Here is a 21013-nt window from a genome sequence, read left to right as displayed (position 1 = left end):
TCCTCGCAGAAAGGACACCCGGCGTATGGAGTCCGTATAGGACGCACATCGTCCAGGGAGGAATGTGCCAGGCTTTGATGGCCGATTCCGCGGACAGAGACCCTAGCGGATCAGTGGCCCCTGAACGCTCGGGTCGGGGCCGGTAGGGTCCGGGGTATGGATTGGGGAACTTTCATCACTGGTGGCCTGCTCGGCGCCCTGGCAACCGTGATCGTCGGTGGCCTCGCCTTCTGGCACAACAGCCGGGACTTGGGGCTGCGGACGAAAATCGAGCACTACAAGATGTTCATGGAGGTCAGCCGCCGCGCCCACGGCTACGCTGGCTCGGGCGAGGACACAGTGGGCATCGGCGAGCAGATCGCGGCCCTGCACCTGCTGGCCGATATCACCAACGGCGACCCGTCCCTGCGCCACGCTGGAGCCGCTCAGCTGGACGCCCAGATCGACTGGTACAAGAATGGCACGACTCCCACCGAGCAGGTGGAGCGGCTGTTCAAGGACGTCGTGGACAGCGGTACGGTGGAAGCCGGCCACGCTGCGGTACGGCAGGCCCGGGTGCGCGACCAGATCCAGAGGGCAGCCGAGGCCGCTCGCGCCCGGATCAAGGATTAGAAATATGTAGTGATCGCCTGGAAGGCCCGATTGTTGCGGGAGGGGTCACGGTGATCCCTCCCGAGTCGGAGGTTCACACGCATGGATTCGACTCAGGTCCGGCCCGCACGGTCATGTACGTTCGTCCAAGGCACACGTCCAGGCGAGTCGGAATGGAAAGATCAGCGCTACGGCCGCGTGTATAGAGGGGAAACACGCCCCGTCAGGGCACAATGTCAGCATGCCCGACAAGACGATTTGGTCTCGAGAAGCGCACACTGCGGCAAAACACCACATTTTGCGCGGGTACCTCGATGCGTGGTTCGCCATCTTTGGCAACACGGACGGCCGAGCCATCTTCTTCGACGGTTTCGCAGGCCCGGGTGTCTACTCCGACGGACAGGCTGGTTCTCCGTTGATCGCCCTGGAATGCCTCCTGGACCACAACCATCTAGAGAAGATGTTGCGGTGCGAGTTCGTCTTTCTCTTCAACGAGCGGGATCCGGAGCGTTTCCGAGCCTTGGAAAGGGTCGTTGAACAAACGAGGGCTCGGAGAGGCGGGTGGCCACCCAACGTCAAAGTCCAACTCCGTCATGGACCCTTCGGCGAACTGGCCGACACGCTCATCCAGCAACGGAAGCTAGCAGGACAACCGATGGCTCCAACGTTCGCCTTCATCGATCCGTTTGGCTACAAGGACGTGTCGATGCAGCAGATCGCAGAGCTGCTCTCCTCCCAACGGAGTGAGGCATTCATTTACCTGGCGACCAACCATCTGAATCGCTTCAGCACTGCCGGCAACGTCGATCCGTTGCTCGAGCAGCTGTATGGAACGGACGAGTTCAAGCAGGCGCCGCCTGCGGGTGACCCGAAGCGCACTCCCTTCTTGGTGAGCCTCTTCGAGCGGCAGCTGCAGGACGTCGCGAATTTTCCCCACGTGCAGTCGTTTCGGATGCGCAACGGCAAAAATATCAACTCTAACCACATGGTCTTCGCATCACGGAGCATCACTGGTTTGGACAAGATGAAGCAGGCTATGTGGAAGGTCGATCCCAAGGGGGAGTTTGAGTTCTCGGACGTACTCGCAGGGCAAACCGTCCTGTTCGGGGATGAGCCCGATATGACCCCTTTGCGGAAGGCCTTGTTAGACGAATTCGGCGGCCGAACCGTGCCTATTCAGTCGGTGATCGACTTCGCGGTCACCAAAACGCCCTACCACTCGAGCCACGTAAAGACCCGAACGTTGAAACCGATGGAGAACGATCAGTTGCTCATCGGCCATCGCCGGAAGCGGAAGGGGTCTTATCCTGACGGATCCTTGGTGGAGTTCTTCCCGAGGAGCTGAGCATCAGATCGCGTATGCGTCGGGGTACTCCTCCCAGGTACGTCCGTCGAGCTCCCGTCCCAGTTTCTTCGGCGTGCGACCGCCCCACTGCTTGAAGAAGAACGGTACCTGCGCCCCGAGGCAGGCATCGCGGATGTCGCGCGCCCACGAGACCTCCATCGGACGGTAGTGCGGACCGGACTCTCCGCCGGCGATCACCCAGTCGATACCGGACAAATCGATGCCTTTGAGAGAGCCGAGCAACGGTTCGCAGGAGAGGAAACGGACCGCTGCTGGAATGGCGCGCAACTCCTCGACCCGGTTGAAGTAGTCCTGCGTCTCAACTGAAACGCCGAGCCAAAGGTTGTCAGGCCATGGGAGCTGATCGGCCATCTTGCGGGCGCGCGCTGGTCTCTTGGTGAGCAACTGATAAGTGTGACGGGGAGTGTTCGCGATGACGTCGAATACATCGCGCACGAACTCTTTCGGAACGCGGGCGTGGAAGAGGTCACTCATGGAGTTGACGAACACGAGGCGCGGGGCCGCCCAGGACTGAGGCTGCTGCAGGGCCGTCGGATGCACGGTCACTCCAAAGCCGGGCCCCGATGTCCGCGGGTCGCCGTCGTTCTGATACTTTGGCGCGCCCATGGCTTTCAGCCGCTTGGAAAGTGTGAGGGCATAGCAGTGATCACAGCCCGGAGACACGCGGTCGCACCCTGTGACAGGGTTCCACGTGACTTCGGTCCATTCGATGCCGCTACGGTCAGCCATGATTTGGAGGCTACCCCCTTCCGAAGCTCAGAACATGTATTCGAGTACTCGGCGCGCTGGAGCTGCCGACGACGGGCAAGTACTGGGCGGACGCGACGATTCCTATCAACGCCGAGTGAAAATTGACCCCTATCGCCGGGTGGATTCAACGGATCTCGTTGGTCCGTTTCAGCTGGGCGACCTCGCGTCGTAACCGGGCGTGCTCCTCATCGCGGGGCTTGCCAGCCACAGGCGTGGTGCCTTTCCCCTGCGCCCGGCGGAACCAGTTCTGCAGTGTGGCGGGGTTGATTCCGAGCAGCTCACCTACTTGTTGGCGGGCCTTTAGCTGCGAGATCACGGCTTCGGGGAGCCGGTCAGCGTACATCCTCCCGGCCCGCGCCTGGGTCTCCTGATCGCACTTCCGTGGTGGTGGCATGATCCTCTCCTGGTTAGATCATGCCCTCTATTAGTACTACAGTCGCGCTTGTGAAGGGGTTGTGGCCCGGCTCATCATGGTGTGATGAGCGAGGACGTGGCGGTGGCCGAGGTTCGGCAGTGGGCCGAGGGTCTGGAGGAAGTCGCGGAGCTGATCGGTGGGCGGTTCGCGAGGGCGGAGCCGCGGGCCAACGCGATGGCCTACCTGCAGGGGTTGCTCTCAGGTGCGGAGCGGAAGAACTCGTGGACGATCTCGGAGCAGGCCGGCCACGCCACCCCGGATGCGATGCAGCGGTTGCTCTCGACCACGGACTGGGACCCGGACGCGCTGCGCGATGACCTGCGCGCCTACGTGGTGTCCTATCTCGGGGACTCGGACGGGGTGCTGGTGGTGGACGAAACAGGGTTCCTCAAGAAAGGAACCCGCTCGGCCGGGGTCGCCCGGCAGTACTCGGGCACGGCAGGGCGGACGGAGAACTGCCAGGTCGGGGTGTTCCTCACCTACGCCACCCAGTCCGGGCGGACGTTCCTGGACCGGGAGTTGTATCTGCCCAGGGCCTGGACCGAGGACTCCGACCGTTGCGCTGCCGCGGGCATCCCGGAGGAACGGGGCTTCGCCACGAAGCCGGAACTGGCCGCGACCATGCTGGAACGGGCGGTGGCCGCCCATGTACCGGCCGCATGGGTGACCGCCGATACCGTCTACGGCCAGGCCTGGGCCTTCCGCCGGGCCGTGGAGGAGACCGGGCTGCACTACGTGCTGGGCGTGCCGGCCAGCCAGGCCGTGTGGCCGAAGGCCGGGCCCCTGGCCTTCCACCAGGTGCGGGCCAGGGAGCTGATCGCGTCCTTGCCGGCCCAGACTTGGCGGGTGCGCGCGGCCGGGGACGGCGCCAAAGGGCCCCGCCGCTACGGATGGGCCCGGGTGCGGGTCAACGGGATGCTCGACCCGGTCGGTGAGTACTGGCTGCTGGCCCGCCGGTCTCTCACGGATCCCACCGAGCTCGCCTACTACCTGTGCTTCGCCCCGCCCAGGGTGAGCCTGGCCGAACTGGCCCGGATCGCCGGAACCCGGTGGGCCATCGAGGAGACCTTCCAGACCGCCAAGGGCCAAACCGGACTCGACCAGTACCAGGTGCGCCAGTACACCGGGTGGTACCGCCACATCACCTTGGCGATGCTCGCCCACGTTTTCCTCACCGTCACCCGCGCCCGGGCAGCGGCAAAAAGGGGGGCCACCCCGGCGGAGACAGCCAGCTCATCGCCTTGAGCCTGCCCGAAATCCGGCACCTGCTCGTCCTGCTGATCTGGGCCGCACCACCAGAACCACAGATCGTCCTGAACCGTTCCCGCTGGCGCCGCAAACACCAGCATCGCGCCAAAGAACACCACTACAGAGCGCACGGCCATGCCTCACAAGTGCGACTGTAGTACTAGACCCAGGCCGGTTCAGGGCACCTGCGGACGGGGGCAGCTCTGTGTCAGGAGCGGACGAGACGGGCGATGGCGTCGGAGGCTTCCTTGATCTTGGCTTCGGCGGCGGCGTCGCCGAGCTGTGCTGCGTCCAGGACGCAGTGCTTCATGTGGTCGTCGAGCAATCCCAGTCCGACGTTGCGCAGCGCGGAGGTCAGGGCGGAGATCTGGGTGAGGATGTCGATGCAGTACTGCTCCTCGTCGATCATGCGGTGGATGCCTCGGGCCTGGCCCTCGATGCGCTTGAGGCGGGCCAGGTACCGGTCCTTGTCGCTGATGTAGCCGTGGGCGGTGTGGCACTCGTTGGTGGTCTCGGGGACAGAGGTGGCGTCCATGGTGGTGGTGTCGTCTTTCGGTGGGTGTTGTATGGGTCGGCGGTCCCGGGCCAGCCGTGGGGCTGGTCCGGGACCGCCGGCGCAAGGGGGCGCTGGGTGGGATCAGGCCGCCGTGTACTTGGCGGGGTCGGCGTCGAAGGCTGGGCCGCATCCGGCGCAGCAGAGCCAGTATCGCTGACCCTCGTAATCGCGGTAGTAGCCCTTGGCCTCGGCCTCGGCCTTGACGACCTGATTGCCGGGCATCACCGGGCACTCGGCAACCTCGTCGCTGGAGGATCCGGCCTGGTGGTCGTCGTCCGCGAGTCCATGGTGATGACCGTGCTGGTCGTGGTGGCACATGAGGGTGTTCCTCTCGATAGGTGGGGGTGGGTTCAGGCGTCGATCGGCTGCCGCGCCCGGGGGCGGGAGGCGGCCGGTGACGGGGTGGTCGCCTGGCTGGTGAAGGTGCGCAGGCGGAGGCTGTTTCCGACCACGAAGACGGAGGAGAAGGCCATCGCGGCGCCGGCGAGCATCGGGTTGAGCAGCCCGAGGGCGGCCAGCGGGATCGCGGCCATGTTGTAGGCGAAGGCCCAGAACAGGTTGGTCTTGATCGTGGACAGGGTCTTGCGGGACAGGCGGATCGCATCGGCGGCCGCACGCAGGTCCCCGCGCACCAGGGTGAGGTCGGCGGCCTCGATGGCCGCGTCGGTGCCGGTGCCCATCGCCAGGCCCAGGTCGGCCTGGGCCAGGGCCGCGGCGTCGTTGACGCCGTCACCGACCATGGCCACGACCTTGCCCTGGGCCTGCAGCTCGGTGACCACCCGGACCTTGTCCTCAGGCATCACCTCGGCGATGACCTCCTCGATGCCGACCTGGGCGGCGACCTCCTTGGCCGCGGCCTGGTTGTCCCCGGTGAGCAGCACCGGGGTCAAGCCTAGGGCGCGGAACTGGGCGATGGCCTCGGCACTGGTGTCCTTGATCGCATCGGCGACCACCAGCACTCCGCGGACTGACCCGTCCCAGGCCACGACCACGGCGGTCTGCCCGCCGGCCTCCGCGGCAGCCTTGGCCGCGGCCAGCTCGGCGGGCATGGCCAGTGCCCACTCCGCCAACAGGGATTCCCGGCCCACGGCCACCAGGTGGCCCTCGACCACGCCCTGCACACCCTGGCCCGCCAGGTTCTGGAAGGACTCGGGGGTGGGTAGGGTCTCGACCCGCCCGGTGGCGCCGCGGGCGATGGCCTGGGCGATGGGGTGCTCACTGGAGTTCTCCAGCGCCCCGGCCAGCCTCAGTAGCTCCCGGCGGTCGACGCCCTCGGCGGTGATGACGTCGACGACCGTCATCCTGCCGGTGGTGACGGTGCCGGTCTTGTCGAGCACGATGGTGTCGACCTTGCGGGTGGACTCCAGGACCTCCGGGCCCTTGATGAGGATGCCCAGCTGGGCGCCGCGGCCGGTGCCCACCAGCAGCGCGGTGGGGGTGGCCAACCCGAGGGCGCAGGGGCAGGCGATGATCAGCACCGCCACCGCGGCGGTGAAGGCGGCGGAGGCGGGGAAGCCGGCGCCCAGCCAGGCGGCCAGGGTGGCGACGGCGATCGCGATGACGACCGGGACGAACACCCCGGAGACCCGATCGGCCAGGCGCTGCACCTCGGCCTTGCCGGACTGGGCGTCCTCCACCAGCTGGGCCATCTGCGCCAGCTGCGTGTCCGAGCCCACCCGGGTCGCGCGGACCAGCAGGCGGCCGCCGGCGTTGACGGTCGCACCCGTCACCGGGTCGCCGGCGGTGACCTCGACCGGCACGGACTCGCCGGTGAGCATCGAGGCATCGACCGCCGAGGTGCCCGAGGTGATGACGCCGTCGGTGGCGATCTTCTCCCCGGGACGGACCACGAACTCGTCGCCCGCGGCCAGCTCCTCGACCGGGATGCGCACCTCGGCCCCACCGCGCATGACCGCGACGTCCTTGGCCCCGAGCTCGAGCAGGGCGCGCAGGGCGGCGCCGGCCTGCCGCTTGGAGCGCTTCTCGAAGTAGCGCCCGGCCAGGATGAACATCGTCACCCCGGCACCGACCTCCAGGTAGATGTTGCCGGCCCCGTCGGTGGGCGCGACGGTCAGCTCGAAGGCGTGGGTCATCCCCGGGACTCCGGCCGTGCCGAAGAACAGCGCGTAGAGCGACCACAGGAAGGCTGCCAGCGTGCCCATCGAGATGAGCGTGTCCATGGTCGCAGCACCGTGGCGCAGATTGACCCACGCCGCCTTGTGGAACGGCCACGCCGCCCACAGGATCACCGGTGCGGCCAACGTCAGGGACGCCCACTGCCAGTAGGTGAACTGCAGCGCCGGGATCATGGCCATCGCGATCACGGGCACCGTGAGCACGACGGAGGCGATGAGCCGATGGCGCAGGCTCACCAGCTCGGTATCCGGCGCTCTGTCGTCATCGCCGGTACCGTCTCCGGCGACCTGCTTCTCGGCGGGCAGGGCAGCGGTGTAGCCGGTCTTGACCACCTCGGCGATCAGCGCTGCGGGATCGTAGCCGGCCGGGGCGCTAACGTGGGCCTTCTCGGTGGCGTAGTTGACCGTGGCGGTGACGCCGTCGAGCTTGTTGAGCTTGCGCTCGATCCGGTTGGCGCACGAGGCGCAGGTCATCCCGCCGATCTCGAGCTCGAGGTCGGTGCCCAGGACCTGTGGCTGGGCCGCGGATGCAGACATGCGATACTTCTTTCTTCCCGAGGTGAGTGCAACCGGTCCGGTCGCGCTCGGTCAGTGGTGGATCAGTAGTCGTTGTGACCGCTGGCCGCGGTGTCGACCGGATTGTCGTCGTGCCCGCCGTCGGTGTGCTGGCTCGTGCGGGCTCCTTCTGCCCGCTGTGTCCAGGCCGTCACCGTCTCCTCCGGCACCACGGCTCCGGCCGTGGCGAAGGCCGCGGTGAAGATCACTGCCAGCCCCGCCGCATAGAGCCCCAGTCGTGCGGCGGCGTTCACGCCGACCGCACCACCTGGTAGCCGGCCTCCTCGACCGCGGCGATGACCGCCGCCTCGTCCACCGGCTCGGCGCTGGTGACGACCAGCTGCCCGCTCTGGTGGCTGACCTCGACGCCGGTCACGCCCGCCACCTCCTGGACCTCCTCGCGCACGGACATCTCGCAGTGTCCGCAGGTCATCCCGGTCACCTGGAATTGAGTAGTCGTCATGCTCATGCCCTTCTCATCGTCTACGGCGTGGGGGTATATCTGTACATAGATATACCCCCCTGGGGTACCTGTGTCAACGGGTGAGAGAGGGAAACTGCGGCGGGTGGGGAAGAAGGGGTGCGGCGATCGCGGGACTTCCCGCTTTGCTCCTCGGAGACGGCCTGTGTCGCCTTTGGTGGATGAGGCACGGCGATCTTCATTCAATCTTGAGGATTGCTCGACGTGGGCTCGAACTGCAGCGGACACCCTCAGTACAGGTGATCCCGGATGTGCCGGGACATCGGGCCCGGCCACTGGCCGGGCCCAGTACATCAGGGGGAACCATGAGTAGGACATCAAGGGCGGGAGGTTCCGCCCGGCTGGACCTCGGCCAGGTGATCATCAGACCGACGAGGCGGCTGGTGGGCATCGACGCCGCTCGGGGGCTGGCCTTGATCGGGCTGATGGCCATTCACCTGCTGCCGGCATGGGATGAGGACACCGGTGAGGCGAGTTGGTCGTGGATCCTGTTCTCGGGGGACTCGGCGGCGCTGTTCGCCCTGCTGGCGGGGGTGGGATTGGCCCTGACTTCCGGGGGTCGTCACCCGCATGAGGGCAGAACAATGGCCGCCGACCGCGTGGGGCTGGTGGTGCGGGCGGTATTGATCGCCGTGGTGGGGTTGTGGATCGGGACCTTGATGCCCGAGGATCCGCCGGCGTACAACATTTTGATCTACTACGGGGTGTTCTTCCTCTTGGCCATTCCGTTCCTGCACCTGGGCCCAAAGGCGTTGTTCGCCTCCGCGGCGGTCTCCGGGGTTGTGGCTCCGCTGCTGATGCAGGGGCTGCGGAACTCCTTGCCCGAGTTCGTCTCCTACAACCCCACCTTCACGGACCTGCTGACCGAGCCGGGGGCCGTAGCCGCCCAGTTGCTGCTGACCGGCACCTATCCGGCCTTGCCGTACATGACTTACCTGCTGGTGGGACTGGGGCTGGGGCGGTTGAACCTGCGCAGGATCGAGGTCCAGGTCCGTGTGCTCGTGGTGGGGATCGGGCTGGTGATCTTCGCTCGGGTCGCCTCGTATGTCCTGCTCTACGCTTTCGGCGGCTACGAGCGGTTGCTGCACAGCGCCTCGATGAGCGAGCACGACCTGGAGGAGGCCTTGATCTGGGGACCGGACGTGCTGCCGACGACCACGGGGTGGTGGCTGGCGATCACCACCCCGCACACCAACACCCCACTGGCCATCGCGGCGAGTCTGGGAATGAGCCTGGCGGTGCTGGGGGTGTTCTTGCTGATCGGCCAGAAGATCGGGCCGTGGTTGCTGCCGTTGTCGGCGATGGGTGCGATGACCCTGACCCTGTACACGGCTCACTTGGTGGGGCTCTCCTTCGAGGTCCACTACGATCTGCCCTACCTGTGGTTCGTGATCAACCTGGCGGCGGCGGCATTGTTCGCGGTGGCCTGGCAGCGGGCGCTGGGGCAGGGTCCGCTGGAACGGGTGGTCAGCACCAGCGTGAAGGCCATCCGACGACTGATGCTGGCGGGATCCTCCGGAAGCCCCCGGGAGTAGACAGATGTGTTGACGGGGCAGTGCCCGCTACCGCAGACCATACGCGGTCGCGGGTACAGCCTGTTATCGATGGGAGCTTGCCAGTGGCCGCTGTGGGATCAGCCCGAGGCCGCGCGCCGGGGCAGACGGATCCGGAAGCTGGCCCCCCGCCCGGGTCCGGGACTGGTCGCCTCCAGTGTCCCGCCCTGGGCCTCGACGAGGGCCTTGCTGATGGCCAGCCCCAGTCCTGACCCGCCGCGCTGAGCTTCACGGCCCGTGTTGGCGCGGTAGAAACGCTCGAAGACGTGCGCCAGGCTGGCCGCAGGAATGCCTTCTCCGGTGTCGGTGACCGTGAAGGTGACTTCTGTCGGGCGGTGGTCGGTGTGCACCGTGATGGCACCTCCGGGTGGGGTGTGGCGCAGGGCGTTCTCCAGCAGGTTGCCCAGTACCTGTCCCATCCGTTCTCGATCCACCAGCACGGGTGCCACCGGGCTGCCGGTGCTGATGTTGGTCACCGAGACGTTCTTGTCGACCGCGGCCTGTTCGACGGCGTCGACGGCTTGGGCCGCCAACTGGTCGGGGTCCTGAAGGGTGAGCTGGAGATGGGTCATGCCCTCCTCCGCCTGGGTCAGCTGGCGGATGTCGCGGGCCAGCCGCTCCAACCGGGTGATCTGGGCGTGCAGAATGGCGGTGGTCCGTTCGTCCAGATCCACGACCCCGTCCTCGATGCCCTCCAGGTGGCCCTTGAGGCTGGTCAGGGGGGTGCGCATCTCATGGGCCAGATCGGCCAGCATCTGGCGCCGGGTGGTGTCCACGGCGTTGAGCTTGGCGGCCATGTCATTGAAGGAGGCGGCCAGGGAGTCGAACTCCGGGCCCAGCTTGGGGGAGGTGACGCGGACGCCGTAGTTGCCGGCGGCCACCTCGCCGGCGGCGGTGGTGAAGGAGGCCAGGGACTTCCCGATCGTGCGGTAGAGGTAGAAGCTGAGCAGCCCGGCGATGTAAAGAGCGGGGATCCCGCCGATGGCCAAGGCGGTGAGGCTCACCGAGCGGAAGGCATCTTCCAGGTGCATCAGCCCGGAGGCCTCATCGGCGTGGCCCGCCCGGATGAGCTCGTGGTAGAACATCGACGGGCCGACCATGACCGCGGTGATCACCACGATGACCAGACCGACCAGCAGCACGGCGGTCTGGGCCAGCATCAGCCGCACAGTCAGGGGGCTCCAGGGCTGAGGACGGTCCGAGACGGTGCTCATCGCCCGGTGCCCATCCGGTAGCCGATCCCGCGGATAGTGTGGATGAACCGCGGGTTGGAAGCCTCGTCGCCGAGCTTCTTGCGGATCCGCCCGATGTGCACATCCACCAGGTGGGCGTCCCCAGTCCAGTGGGTGTCCCAAACCATCTCCACCAGTTGCCGGCGAGACAGCACCCGCTGGGGACGGGCGGCCAGAGAAGCCAACAGGTCGAACTCGATCCGGGTCAACACCACCGGCTCCCCAGCCAGATGGACCTGCCGGGAGGACGCGTCCACCACCAGGTCCCCGATGACGAGGATCTGCCCGTGGGGCTCTGGCGCCTCGGTACGCGCCCGACGCAGCATGGCTTGCACGCGGGCCACGAGCTCGCGCGGGCTAAGACCTGGTCTCATAACTCTTCTACCTGACGCAGTCGGCGGAAGTTGATGAGCGTGACGGCGAGCAAGAGCAGCGGGAGCAGCGTGGCTGCAGTGCGGTCGTAACGGATCCCGAGACGCTTGAACCGCAGGACCCAGGAGATGGTGCGCTCCACGACCCAGCGGTGCCGGCCCAGGTGGGTCTTGGCCTCGATTCCGCGCCGGGCGATCCGGACCTTGATGCCTCGCCGGTGCAGGTAGCGGCGGCACCTCGGGTAGTCGTAGCCCTTGTCCGCGTGCAGCTTCTCCGGCCGGCGGCGGGGCCGCCCCGGACGCCTTCGCCGGCCACGCACACTCGGGTTGGTCTCCAGCAACGGCTCGAAGAGTTTGCTGTCGTGGACGTTTGCGGCTGAGGCCAGCACATGCAGGGGCAGCCCGGCCGCGTCGGTGAGCAGGTGGTACTTCGTCCCCGGTTTCCCGCGGTCGGTGGGGTTCGGGCCGGTCAGCTCGCCCCCCTTTTGGCACGTACGGACACCGCGTCGATACTGGCCCGCGACCAGTCGAGGATCTCCTGCTCGGAGAGCTCCTCGAGCACTGCCCGGTGCAGCTTCTCCCACACCCCGGCCCCCTGCCACTGCCTGAGCCGGCGCCAGGCGGTGTGCCCGGACCCGCAGCCCAGGGCCGGGGGCAGGTCCCGCCAACGGCACCCGGTGTGCAGCACGAACAGGATCCCCTCCAGTGCCGCCCGGTCCTCGATCCGGGGTCGCCCCCCGGGCCCTCGAGGTGGTGGCTGGGGTGGGATCAGCGGGGCGATCAGCTCCCACAGACGGTCATCGACCATCCACGACTGCGTCCTCGTCGTCATGCAGGCACTGTGGACCGTTCCCAGGCAGGTGGGCAACGACCGATCAGGTTTTGAGACCAGGTCTAATACTACAGTCGCACTTGTGAGGCATGGCCGTGCGCTCTGTAGTGGTGTTCTTTGGCGCGATGCTGGTGTTTGCGGCGCCAGCGGGAACGGTTCAGGACGATCTGTGGTTCTGGTGGTGCGGCCCAGATCAGCAGGACGAGCAGGTGCCGGATTTCGGGCAGGCTCAAGGCGATGAGCTGGCTGTCTCCGCCGGGGTGGCCCCCCTTTTTGCCGCTGCCCGGGCGCGGGTGACGGTGAGGAAAACGTGGGCGAGCATCGCCAAGGTGATGTGGCGGTACCACCCGGTGTACTGGCGCACCTGGTACTGGTCGAGTCCGGTTTGGCCCTTGGCGGTCTGGAAGGTCTCCTCGATGGCCCACCGGGTTCCGGCGATCCGGGCCAGTTCGGCCAGGCTCACCCTGGGCGGGGCGAAGCACAGGTAGTAGGCGAGCTCGGTGGGATCCGTGAGAGACCGGCGGGCCAGCAGCCAGTACTCACCGACCGGGTCGAGCATCCCGTTGACCCGCACCCGGGCCCATCCGTAGCGGCGGGGCCCTTTGGCGCCGTCCCCGGCCGCGCGCACCCGCCAAGTCTGGGCCGGCAAGGACGCGATCAGCTCCCTGGCCCGCACCTGGTGGAAGGCCAGGGGCCCGGCCTTCGGCCACACGGCCTGGCTGGCCGGCACGCCCAGCACGTAGTGCAGCCCGGTCTCCTCCACGGCCCGGCGGAAGGCCCAGGCCTGGCCGTAGACGGTATCGGCGGTCACCCATGCGGCCGGTACATGGGCGGCCACCGCCCGTTCCAGCATGGTCGCGGCCAGTTCCGGCTTCGTGGCGAAGCCCCGTTCCTCCGGGATGCCCGCGGCAGCGCAACGGTCGGAGTCCTCGGTCCAGGCCCTGGGCAGATACAACTCCCGGTCCAGGAACGTCCGCCCGGACTGGGTGGCGTAGGTGAGGAACACCCCGACCTGGCAGTTCTCCGTCCGCCCTGCCGTGCCCGAGTACTGCCGGGCGACCCCGGCCGAGCGGGTTCCTTTCTTGAGGAACCCTGTTTCGTCCACCACCAGCACCCCGTCCGAGTCCCCGAGATAGGACACCACGTAGGCGCGCAGGTCATCGCGCAGCGCGTCCGGGTCCCAGTCCGTGGTCGAGAGCAACCGCTGCATCGCATCCGGGGTGGCGTGGCCGGCCTGCTCCGAGATCGTCCACGAGTTCTTCCGCTCCGCACCTGAGAGCAACCCCTGCAGGTAGGCCATCGCGTTGGCCCGCGGCTCCGCCCTCGCGAACCGCCCACCGATCAGCTCCGCGACTTCCTCCAGACCCTCGGCCCACTGCCGAACCTCGGCCACCGCCACGTCCTCGCTCATCACACCATGATGAGCCGGGCCACAACCCCTTCACAAGCGCGACTGTAGTACTAAACGGTTTAGTGACGTAGTCATCAGCACCCACCGACAGACCCACGATCTTGTCCACCTCGTCGTCACGAGCGGTGAGCATCAGCACATGGCAGTTCGAGAAGGTCCGCACCTGACGGCACACCTCAATCCCATCCATTCCGGGTAGACCGAGGTCGAGCACCAGCACATCCGGGCTGAAATCCCGCACCGCTGCCACCGCTTCCAGACCGCCATGGCGCACGGCGACCTCCAGCCCGGCCTTGCGCAGATAACCCTCGATCAGCTGTGTGAGGTCGGCTTCGTCGTCGACCACCAGGATCCGGCCAGGGAGAGGTGCAGACATTCGGGTTCCTTCATCGTCGGATGGGACATTCTGCTGGATACAGCGAACCGTCCCGGTGCGGCAAGGACAATTGACCGTGGTACCGCCGCCCACGACGACGCCCGTCAACGCAACCACGGCCGCACGGGCCTGCTGTGCGATCTATAGTTTCCACCTTGAGCTTGTCCTGGGAGCCGTTCTGCGCTGGTCGCCGCCGCTGGCCTGCCCCAGCACGAAATCTGCACGCTCAAGGCCATCACCGCAGCCACCCACGATGTGTCGTCCACTGAAATGCTGAAAAAGCGGGTGCGCGGTCCCCGTCTGGTCGAACAGGTTCCACGCACCCGGAGTGTGTGCTCGCGTGGGTTCAGCGCACGCGAATATAGACCGGTCCGGAGCCGACGTTGACGCTGTCCAAGACGGTGGACCCACCGTTCCAGCCACCGTGGACGGCCTTGCCGCCGCCGACGTAGACGCCGATGTGCGGAGTGCCCATGCCGCCGTCGGCGTAGTAGACGAGGTCACCGGGCTGGGCCTGGCCCGCGGTGACCGGGGCACCCAGCTTGAAGTAGTCAGCCGGCCAGCCGCGGAAGTTGATGCCGGCGGCACGCAGGGCGTTGGTCACCAGGGCGGTGCAGTCCTGGCCCACGCCGAGCTGGCCCCTCGCCGCGGAGGCGATGGTCGCGCCCTGGCCCGAAGCCGACACCTGGGGCGTGATTCTTTCTGCGGTCTTCGAAGCCACCTTCGGGGCGGCCTGGGCAACAGGCTGAGCCTTGGCAGCCACAACCTGCGCCGGGTCATCGGGCTTCGGGGTGGGGGCCTCGATCTGCGGGGAGGGCTTCGGGGCGGCCTGGGCCACGGGTGCGGCCCGGGGGTGGCCACGGCCTGCGCCGGGGCAGCGGGCTTTGGGGCCTCGATATCCGGGACGGGTGCGGCCACCGGGGCCGGGATGGTGGGAGCGGCGATGGCGGCCGGGGCCTTCTGCTCGGCCCGGGGCTGCGCCTTCTTCTCGGCCTTGGTCACGTGGGCGACCGGCTCGAGGGAGACGGCCGGGGCCGCCGACGGGGACGCGGCGGCGAGGGCCGTCAGCGGGGCGTCGGCGGTGCCGTCCTGGGCCGGGGCCGCCTGCACGGACACGGTGGTGGCCAGGGCCAGGCCGGAGAAGGCGGCGACGGCGGCCACGGTGCGGGCCTTGCCGGTGAAGAAGGAGCCGATGCCGTTCGAGGAGGTCAGGTCACGAGCCATGAGAGGTTCAGGAGCGTTCTGCTGGGTTGAGCAAATCCACCGGAACATCGCGGAGGGCAGTACAAGCCGCAGCCCGCGGAAACCCCGGCTGGACCGGTAGCTGCCAGGACGACCTATCCGGGATCTGGAAGACCGCCCGCGACGACCGAGGCCGTCGCGGGCGGCGGGTGCGGATCAACGGAAGGTGACGTAGCCGACCACGGGCATCGCGTTCACGTCGTGGATGAAGGTGCCCTGGGTGGGGTTGAGAGCGGAGATCATCTTCCCGCCACCGAGGTAGATGCCGATGTGACCGCCACCGTTCTGGACGACGAGGTCGCCGGGCTGCGGGTTGGTAGTCGGGGTGCCGGCCGCCCACTGCTCCTGGCTGGTGCGCGGCAGGTCGATACCGTTTTGCGCGTAGACCCACTTGGTGAAACCGGAGCAGTCCCAGGCACCGAACGTAGTGCCACCCCAGACGTAGGCCCCGCCGAGGCCCTTCATGGCCGTGCCGACGAGGCCACCGGCCGACGAGAGCGACTGGGTGGAAACCGACTGCGTGGACAGCCCCGCGGTGGACGCGCTCTGCTGCGCGGCCGGAGCCTGCTCGGCCGTGGTCGCGGCGGCGTCCGGAGCGGCAGCCGGGGCGGCGGGGGCCTCGTAGGTGTACGAGGTGTAGTTCGCCAGCGAGGCGGGGGCGGGGGCCGAGGACACGGCGCCGGAGGCCGCGGGGACCTCTGCGTAGGCCTGGGCGGGGGCCACGGAGCCCAGGATCGCGGCGCCGGCGGCGGCGGCGATGGTGGTGTTGCGCACGGCGTGCGAGGTGGTCTCGGCACGGTGGCGGGCAGAGCTGTGCTTGAAGAAAGCCATGAGCGTGTGTTCCTCCCTTTGCCTACGAGGTGAGCTGTCGGATGCGGGTGGGAGACACCCGGCCGCGGAGCGCACGCGCTCCGAACGACTTAACCCCTAGGTCCCGGTGGACGGGACCGCATGTGGTTCCCCCGCTTCTGCCAAGCGATTTCTGTGTTTGGGACCCCGGGCACCGGCAGAATTCGGCGATGTGCACGGGGATGCCGACCGGATCGGCGATCGGCACGCAGATGACAGTAGCGAAGAGATAACGAAAACGTCACATTCCGATTACGGGTTCATTCCGGCTCTTGAGGCCGTTCGACGAAGAGCGCCAGGACGGAAGAGACGCAGGGCTGAGAGGATCCTCCAGGGGTCCCCGCGCGCTCCGCAGCGGACCCCGAAACCACGGACTGACCCGCCTTGACCTGCGGTTCTCCCCGGGAATCCGCGGCTGAAGCTGTGGCCCTCCACCAGGAGGAAGGAGGAGGCCACCGGCGCGCAGCCCACGCTGACATCCGAGTACCTCAAGGAAAAGCTCGGGAAACCTCCAGTTCGCCATGAGGTACTTCGGTGCTTCACCGCCGGACGAGACGATATTTCTTCATTCAATCTTCATAATCCCGGGGAATCCGTCGCGTATCGGAACACTGATACGAATGCTGACCACCTCAGCCTGCGGCGCATCTTCATGGAATCTTCACGATTGAGGGCTTCATCCGGTCGGGTCCGCAGTCTACTGTCGATTCCATGGCGGGCTGGCTCCGGTCGGTTCGTCTCCCATCGGACCGACGAAGGAGCACGCCATGACCCACCACGTGAGCGCGATGCTGGAGGCCTACCCGAAGGATCTGGGTGGGGTGGACCAGGGCAAATTGGCGGCTTGTATCGAAGCCTGCTTCGAGTGCGCCCAGACCTGTACCGCCTGTGCCGATGCGTGCCTGTCCGAGGACATGGTCGCGGAGCTGACCAAGTGCATCCGCACCAACCTGGACTGCGCGGATTTGTGCGAGGCCACCGGGCGGGTGCTCTCCCGGCACACCGGCTACGACGCCAACATCACCCTGGATGCGATCCGGGCTTGCCAGATGGCCTGCAAGGCCTGCGCCGATGAGTGCGAACGCCACGCGGACATGCACGAGCACTGCCGGATCTGCGCCGAGGCCTGCCGGCGCTGCGAGGCCGCCTGTGCTGAGCTGGTCGCTGCCCTGGGCTGAGCCCGACCGCGCTGACCCATCACTCGGGCGGCGGGGGTAGTGAGAAGGCCCGTGGCCGGTGGGATCGGGGCCGCGGGCGAGTCTGCCCCTGTGGGCTACAGGCCGCCGCCATGACGCACCCGCCGCCCGGGTGATGCTGGGCTGACTGAGCCCGTGGAAATGTTCTTCAACGGGACCGAGCCTCTTCTGAAGGCCGATGCTGACCTACGGACGCCCTTGGTGGGCCTTCGTCGGTGAAAGAGGAATTTGATCCGCTGACCGGGCACCTCTGGAGGCGGGGTTCACTCTTCCCCCCGTATCTCATTAGCACAGCCCCGCCCGCGCGGATCGTTCCCACCCAGGCGGCGGGGTGATCACCGAGCCGGCACCTCAGGGTCGAGCTCCCTCGTCGTGGAAGCGAGACATCGTCATGTATTGCACCCCATTCCGTGGCCGCCGCACGGCTGCCGCCACTATCGTCGCCGCCACCGCCTTGCTGGGCGGGGCGACCGCCCCGGCCTCTGCCCACTGGGAGGCCACCCCGGTCTCTGCCCATACCCAGACCGAGACTCTCCAGCCCGAGCCCACCTCCCCGACGGCCTATGAGTTCGGCGAGACCCTGGCCGGCCTCGAAGGCGAGGAGCTGGAGATCACCTTCCTGGCCGAGATCATCGGCCACCACCAGGGCGCCATCGAGATGGCCCAACTGGAGCTGGAGCGCGGCACCAGCCCCGACATCCGCACGCATGCGGAGAACATCATCGCCGACCAGCAGCACCAGATCGAGCAGTTCACCCGGTGGCTGGATCAGTGGTACGGACTGACCCCGGACGAAGCCAAGGCCCAGGCCCCGGAGGAGGCCCGCCAGGAGATGGCGACCATGGAGGAGGAGATGCAGATGATGCACGAGGAATTGCTGGCGGTGGAAGCCGGTGAGGGCTTCGACGTCGCCTTCGTGCAGAAGATGATCCCGCACCACTCCAGCGGGATCATCGAGTTCCTCGAGCCCCAGGCCCGGGCACCGCACGCAGAATTGCGGGTGGCCTCCACCGCCGGGATCACCACCCAGCAGGCTCAGGTCGCCGACTTCCGTACCTGGCTCGCCGGCCAGGATGGAAACGTCTGACCCTCGGACGCCGGGGGCGCACAGGGCTGAGAAGTCATGGCGGTGAATGCCCGGTTGCTCGCTCATGTGCTGTTCCTGCGAGCCATCTGGCGGCAGAGGGACCGGTGGGACGCGGCACGGATCGTGTCCCACCGGTCGCACGCCCTGGCCCGGGTGCGAGCTGAAACCTATGCCCGATCTGCGTTCTATCGTCGTCATCACGCCGGTCTCCTACACGCTCCGTTGGAGGCCTTGCCCCCAGTCACCAAGAGCGATCTGATGGAGCACTTCGATGAGGCGGTCACCGTCCCCGGATTGCAGCGCACCGACCTCGAAGCGCACCTGACCCCCCTGGCCGGCGGTGACGGCAACCCGGGGGGTGCCCTGGCGGGGACGGTGGTGGGCTACGGCCACGGCCGGGACCACCGGCACCCCCGGAGTGTTCGTGTGGGACCGCACCGAGTGGGCCACGGTGCTGGCCTCCTACGCCAGGGCCACCACCTGGGCGGAGATCCCGGCGGGGCTGACCAGGCCATTGCGCATGGCCGTGGCCAGTTCCCGGGTGCCCACTCACCAGTCGGCGGTGGTGGGGGCCTCGATGCAGTCCCCGCTGGTGCCAACCCTGCGCCTGGACGCCGCCAGCCCCCTGTCCGAGATCGTGACCGCGCTCAACGCCTTTCAACCGCGCCTGCTGGTGGGCTATCCCTCCGTGCTGGGACCCCTGGCTGCTGAACAGCAAGCCGGGCGCCTGATGATCGCCCCACAGGCGGTGATGGACGCCGCGGAAGTGCTCTCCGCCACCGCGGCCGCCGACATCGACGCCGCGTGGGGGAACGCCCCTTCGACGTCTATGCGGCCACCGAGACAGCAGGGATCGCCTCCCCGTGCCGGTACCGCACCCGCCACGTCTACGAGGACCTGGTCATCGTCGAACCCGTCGACGAGCATGGGAGTCCTGTGCCGCCGGGCACCGTGGGGACCCGGTTGCTGGTGACGGTGCTGTTCGCCCGACCGTTGCCGCTGATCCGCTACGAACTCTCGGACCGAGTCGCTCTTGCGGAAAGGAGGTGCCCCTGCGGCCGGTCCTTCCGCCAGCTCGCCGCTGTGGAAGGTCGCCAAGAGGACGTCCTGGAACTGCCCACGACATCGGGGCGCACCCAGGTCCACCCCAACGTCTTCCACCGGGTCCTCGACGAAGTGTCGGGGGCGGGTGGCAAGTCGTCCAGCACCCTGGCCGGTTGCAGGTGCAGTCGGTGGGCCTGGCACCGGGACATACCACCGAGTCGATGAGGGAGAGGGTCGCTGCGGTCCTGGCGGAAGCCGGTATGGTGGACACTCCGGTGCAGGTAAATGTGGTGGCGAACCTCGACCGTACTCGGTTGGGCAAGGTGCGCCTGGTGTGGGCCCTGGGCCAGTAATCGCCGTGGGACCCGTGAGGCCGGGGTAGGCCTTCCACGAGGGAGCGCAGCTGTTCGCGGAACCCCTCAGCGCTGGCCTCCCCCGGGCCTAGCTGTGCAACTGACGGAGGCTTATGACAGTGGGTCTTGGGTTTTCTGGCGTAGTCGTTCGTAGGGTGTCTGACCACCCAGGGCTCCATGGGGGCGGTGGTCCCTCTGTATTGTCAAGCGGCCAGGGCGACCGTCTCGGGAACCTGGGTCGAACGCGCAGAGCAATCTTTGATCATGGTCCGCCAGACGGTGCTGGCCAGCTGACGTTTCAGGCAGCGGATGGCTTCTCGCGGCGCTTTCCCTTCAGCACGTTTCTTGGCGTAGTAGGCGTGTCCGGCGCTGGAGCGGGTGCGGATCTGGATGATGGCCACGGAGTGGATGGCGGAGTTCAGGTCCCGGTTGCCATAGCGGGAGAGCCGGTGGCGGCTGTGGTCGGCACTGGCGATCTGGATCGGTGCGGTGCCGCTGTAGTTGGCGAAGGCCGCCGCGGTAGGGAATCGCCGCGGATCCCCGGTACCGGCCAGGATGCGCGCGGCCAGGACAGGGCCGATGCCGACAATCTCGGTCAGCGTCGTGGGCTGCTCGCTGAGCAGCTCCTGGATCTGCTCCGTGTTCGTCGCCACGAGCCGGTCGTGGTGTCGGACCTCGGCGATCAGGTCGCGGGCCAGCTGGCGGCGGATGCGGTCGGCCGTGCTGATCGGGCGCACCCGGCGCAACAGTTGCGCAGCCCTGGTGGCGGTCAAGGATCGGGGCGCACCGCCGGGGACCAGCTCGCGCAGCAGGGCGTGCAACTGGTTCAACAGGCGGGTCCTGTGCTGACTGAGACTCTGACGACGTTCGGCGAGCAGGGCCAAGGCGTCAGCATGGCCTTCTGGGAACACGCGACGACTGTCACCGTGGACGGCTGCCGAGCCGGCAGCTGCCGCCGCGTCGATACGGTCGTTCTTCCGTCGCCCGCCGCGCGAAAGGCTGCGGAACCGGGCGGTTGCGGTGGGAGGGACGTCGAGGACTTCCTCGCCGTGGGCCAGCAACCACTGGGCCAGATGGTGGCCCAACCCCTCGGCATTCTCGATCGCCCATTGCCGTGGCGCCCAGGCGTCGGCCCAGGCCAGCAGGCGCTGATAGTCCTCCAGGGACGCGGTGATGCGCAGGGTGCCCAGCTCGGTGCTGGTGGCCCCCTCGAGGACCGTGGCGGTGTGCGTGGTCTTGTGCGGGTCGACTCCGATGATGATCATCTGAGGATCTTTCTCGTCGTGCGCGGGTGGGGTCACCGCGGTCGACAAGCCGACTTCCAGACCTCCTGTGGGCTGGTGTGGTCATCCCTCTGTTGAGTCAGGCCG

20 protein-coding genes, 1 pseudogene and 1 riboswitch are annotated in these 21013 nt (G+C 67.5%); of the genes and pseudogenes, 7 read left to right on the top strand and 14 right to left on the bottom strand.

Annotation, left to right across the window (positions count from 1 at the left end; translation table 11 throughout):
- Nucleotides 1–156: 156 nt before the first annotated feature.
- Both AS188_RS15295 and AS188_RS16680 read left to right on the top strand, forming a co-directional pair.
- Complete coding sequence (locus AS188_RS15295; protein WP_058859558.1) at nucleotides 157–612, top strand: hypothetical protein; 456 nt, start codon at nucleotides 157–159, stop codon at nucleotides 610–612.
- Nucleotides 613–832: 220 nt separating this feature from the next.
- Entirely contained in the window at nucleotides 833–1936 is a 1104-nt protein-coding gene (locus AS188_RS16680; protein WP_083529500.1) for a three-Cys-motif partner protein TcmP, read from the top strand.
- Between the two features lie 3 nt (nucleotides 1937–1939).
- On the opposite strand, the gene AS188_RS15285 is transcribed toward AS188_RS16680, so the two are convergent.
- Complete coding sequence (locus tag AS188_RS15285) at nucleotides 1940–2686, bottom strand: DUF5131 family protein (RefSeq protein ID WP_058859556.1); 747 nt, start codon at nucleotides 2684–2686, stop codon at nucleotides 1940–1942.
- Between the two features lie 499 nt (nucleotides 2687–3185).
- Here AS188_RS15285 and AS188_RS15275 point away from each other — a divergent pair, with 499 nt between their 5' ends.
- Nucleotides 3186–4367 carry an IS701 family transposase gene (locus AS188_RS15275; RefSeq protein WP_058858988.1) on the top strand — a complete coding sequence of 394 codons (1182 nt, stop codon included), beginning with the start codon at nucleotides 3186–3188 and terminating at the stop codon, nucleotides 4365–4367.
- Nucleotides 4368–4578: 211 nt separating this feature from the next.
- Here AS188_RS15275 and AS188_RS15270 read toward each other — a convergent pair whose 3' ends face one another.
- The 5 genes from AS188_RS15270 to AS188_RS15250 form a co-directional block, all read right to left on the bottom strand.
- Nucleotides 4579–4905 carry a metal-sensitive transcriptional regulator gene (locus AS188_RS15270; protein WP_058859554.1) on the bottom strand — a complete coding sequence of 109 codons (327 nt, stop codon included), beginning with the start codon at nucleotides 4903–4905 and terminating at the stop codon, nucleotides 4579–4581.
- Between the two features lie 102 nt (nucleotides 4906–5007).
- Nucleotides 5008–5244, bottom strand: a complete 237-nt coding sequence (locus AS188_RS15265; RefSeq protein WP_058859553.1) for a YHS domain-containing protein — start codon at nucleotides 5242–5244, stop codon at nucleotides 5008–5010.
- 32 nt (nucleotides 5245–5276) lie between these two features.
- A complete protein-coding gene (locus AS188_RS15260; protein WP_058859552.1) occupies nucleotides 5277–7598 on the bottom strand; it encodes a heavy metal translocating P-type ATPase in 2322 nt (773 codons plus the stop codon).
- 62 nt (nucleotides 7599–7660) lie between these two features.
- Nucleotides 7661–7870 carry a hypothetical protein gene (locus tag AS188_RS17280; protein WP_058859551.1) on the bottom strand — a complete coding sequence of 70 codons (210 nt, stop codon included), beginning with the start codon at nucleotides 7868–7870 and terminating at the stop codon, nucleotides 7661–7663.
- Nucleotides 7867–8085, bottom strand: a complete 219-nt coding sequence (locus tag AS188_RS15250) for a heavy-metal-associated domain-containing protein (RefSeq protein ID WP_147050713.1) — start codon at nucleotides 8083–8085, stop codon at nucleotides 7867–7869. The genes AS188_RS17280 and AS188_RS15250 overlap by 4 nt, the downstream gene beginning before the upstream one ends.
- 395 nt (nucleotides 8086–8480) lie before the next feature.
- Between AS188_RS15250 and AS188_RS15245 the strand changes: the two genes are divergently transcribed.
- Nucleotides 8481–9632 carry a heparan-alpha-glucosaminide N-acetyltransferase domain-containing protein gene (locus AS188_RS15245; RefSeq protein ID WP_236945010.1) on the top strand — a complete coding sequence of 384 codons (1152 nt, stop codon included), beginning with the start codon at nucleotides 8481–8483 and terminating at the stop codon, nucleotides 9630–9632.
- Nucleotides 9633–9730: 98 nt separating this feature from the next.
- Here the strand turns inward: AS188_RS15245 and AS188_RS15240 are convergent, their stop codons facing one another.
- The 7 genes and pseudogenes from AS188_RS15240 to AS188_RS15205 all read right to left on the bottom strand — a co-directional run bounded on the left by AS188_RS15240 (nucleotide 9731) and on the right by AS188_RS15205 (nucleotide 15945).
- Nucleotides 9731–10864 carry a sensor histidine kinase gene (locus AS188_RS15240; RefSeq protein WP_058859549.1) on the bottom strand — a complete coding sequence of 378 codons (1134 nt, stop codon included), beginning with the start codon at nucleotides 10862–10864 and terminating at the stop codon, nucleotides 9731–9733.
- A complete protein-coding gene (locus AS188_RS15235) occupies nucleotides 10861–11208 on the bottom strand; it encodes a winged helix-turn-helix domain-containing protein (RefSeq protein ID WP_236945141.1) in 348 nt (115 codons plus the stop codon). The genes AS188_RS15240 and AS188_RS15235 overlap by 4 nt, the downstream gene beginning before the upstream one ends.
- A gap of 44 nt (nucleotides 11209–11252) precedes the next feature.
- Nucleotides 11253–12061, bottom strand: a protein-coding gene (locus AS188_RS16675) for an IS5 family transposase (RefSeq protein ID WP_371212492.1) whose coding sequence is annotated in 2 segments (ribosomal slippage) — nucleotides 11253–11740 and nucleotides 11740–12061 — 810 coding nt in all. Because the reading frame shifts where the segments join, the coding sequence is not laid out codon by codon here.
- A 253-nt stretch (nucleotides 12062–12314) separates the two neighbouring features.
- Nucleotides 12315–13496 carry an IS701 family transposase gene (locus AS188_RS15220; RefSeq protein WP_058858988.1) on the bottom strand — a complete coding sequence of 394 codons (1182 nt, stop codon included), beginning with the start codon at nucleotides 13494–13496 and terminating at the stop codon, nucleotides 12315–12317.
- Between the two features lie 49 nt (nucleotides 13497–13545).
- Nucleotides 13546–13872, bottom strand: a pseudogene (locus tag AS188_RS16670) (response regulator); the annotation flags it as partial.
- A gap of 346 nt (nucleotides 13873–14218) precedes the next feature.
- Nucleotides 14219–14557, bottom strand: coding sequence for a C40 family peptidase (locus AS188_RS15215; protein WP_307725722.1), 339 nt, complete (start codon nucleotides 14555–14557; stop codon nucleotides 14219–14221).
- Between the two features lie 713 nt (nucleotides 14558–15270).
- The gene (locus AS188_RS15205) at nucleotides 15271–15945 is read right to left on the bottom strand and encodes a C40 family peptidase (RefSeq protein WP_058859547.1); all 675 of its coding nucleotides are present in this window, start codon (nucleotides 15943–15945) and stop codon (nucleotides 15271–15273) included.
- Between the two features lie 7 nt (nucleotides 15946–15952).
- Nucleotides 15953–16111, bottom strand: a riboswitch (cyclic di-AMP (ydaO/yuaA leader).
- Between the two features lie 619 nt (nucleotides 16112–16730).
- Here AS188_RS15205 and AS188_RS15200 point away from each other — a divergent pair.
- The 3 genes from AS188_RS15200 to AS188_RS17595 all read left to right on the top strand — a co-directional run bounded on the left by AS188_RS15200 (nucleotide 16731) and on the right by AS188_RS17595 (nucleotide 19219).
- Nucleotides 16731–17141, top strand: a complete 411-nt coding sequence (locus tag AS188_RS15200) for a four-helix bundle copper-binding protein (RefSeq protein WP_058859546.1) — start codon at nucleotides 16731–16733, stop codon at nucleotides 17139–17141.
- Nucleotides 17142–17550: 409 nt separating this feature from the next.
- On the top strand, nucleotides 17551–18246 hold the full coding sequence (locus AS188_RS15195; protein ID WP_058859545.1) for a DUF305 domain-containing protein: 696 nt from the start codon (nucleotides 17551–17553) through the stop codon (nucleotides 18244–18246).
- Between the two features lie 418 nt (nucleotides 18247–18664).
- Nucleotides 18665–19219, top strand: coding sequence for a hypothetical protein (locus tag AS188_RS17595; RefSeq protein ID WP_236945009.1), 555 nt, complete (start codon nucleotides 18665–18667; stop codon nucleotides 19217–19219).
- A 627-nt stretch (nucleotides 19220–19846) separates the two neighbouring features.
- On the opposite strand, the gene AS188_RS15185 is transcribed toward AS188_RS17595, so the two are convergent.
- A complete protein-coding gene (locus tag AS188_RS15185; RefSeq protein ID WP_058859544.1) occupies nucleotides 19847–20908 on the bottom strand; it encodes an IS110 family RNA-guided transposase in 1062 nt (353 codons plus the stop codon).
- Nucleotides 20909–21013: the final 105 nt, after the last annotated feature.

The sequence above is a fragment of the Kocuria flava genome (genome assembly GCF_001482365.1).
Classification (GTDB): Bacteria; Actinomycetota; Actinomycetes; order Actinomycetales; family Micrococcaceae; genus Kocuria; species Kocuria flava.
This window is presented reverse-complemented; position numbering and strand designations above follow the sequence as displayed.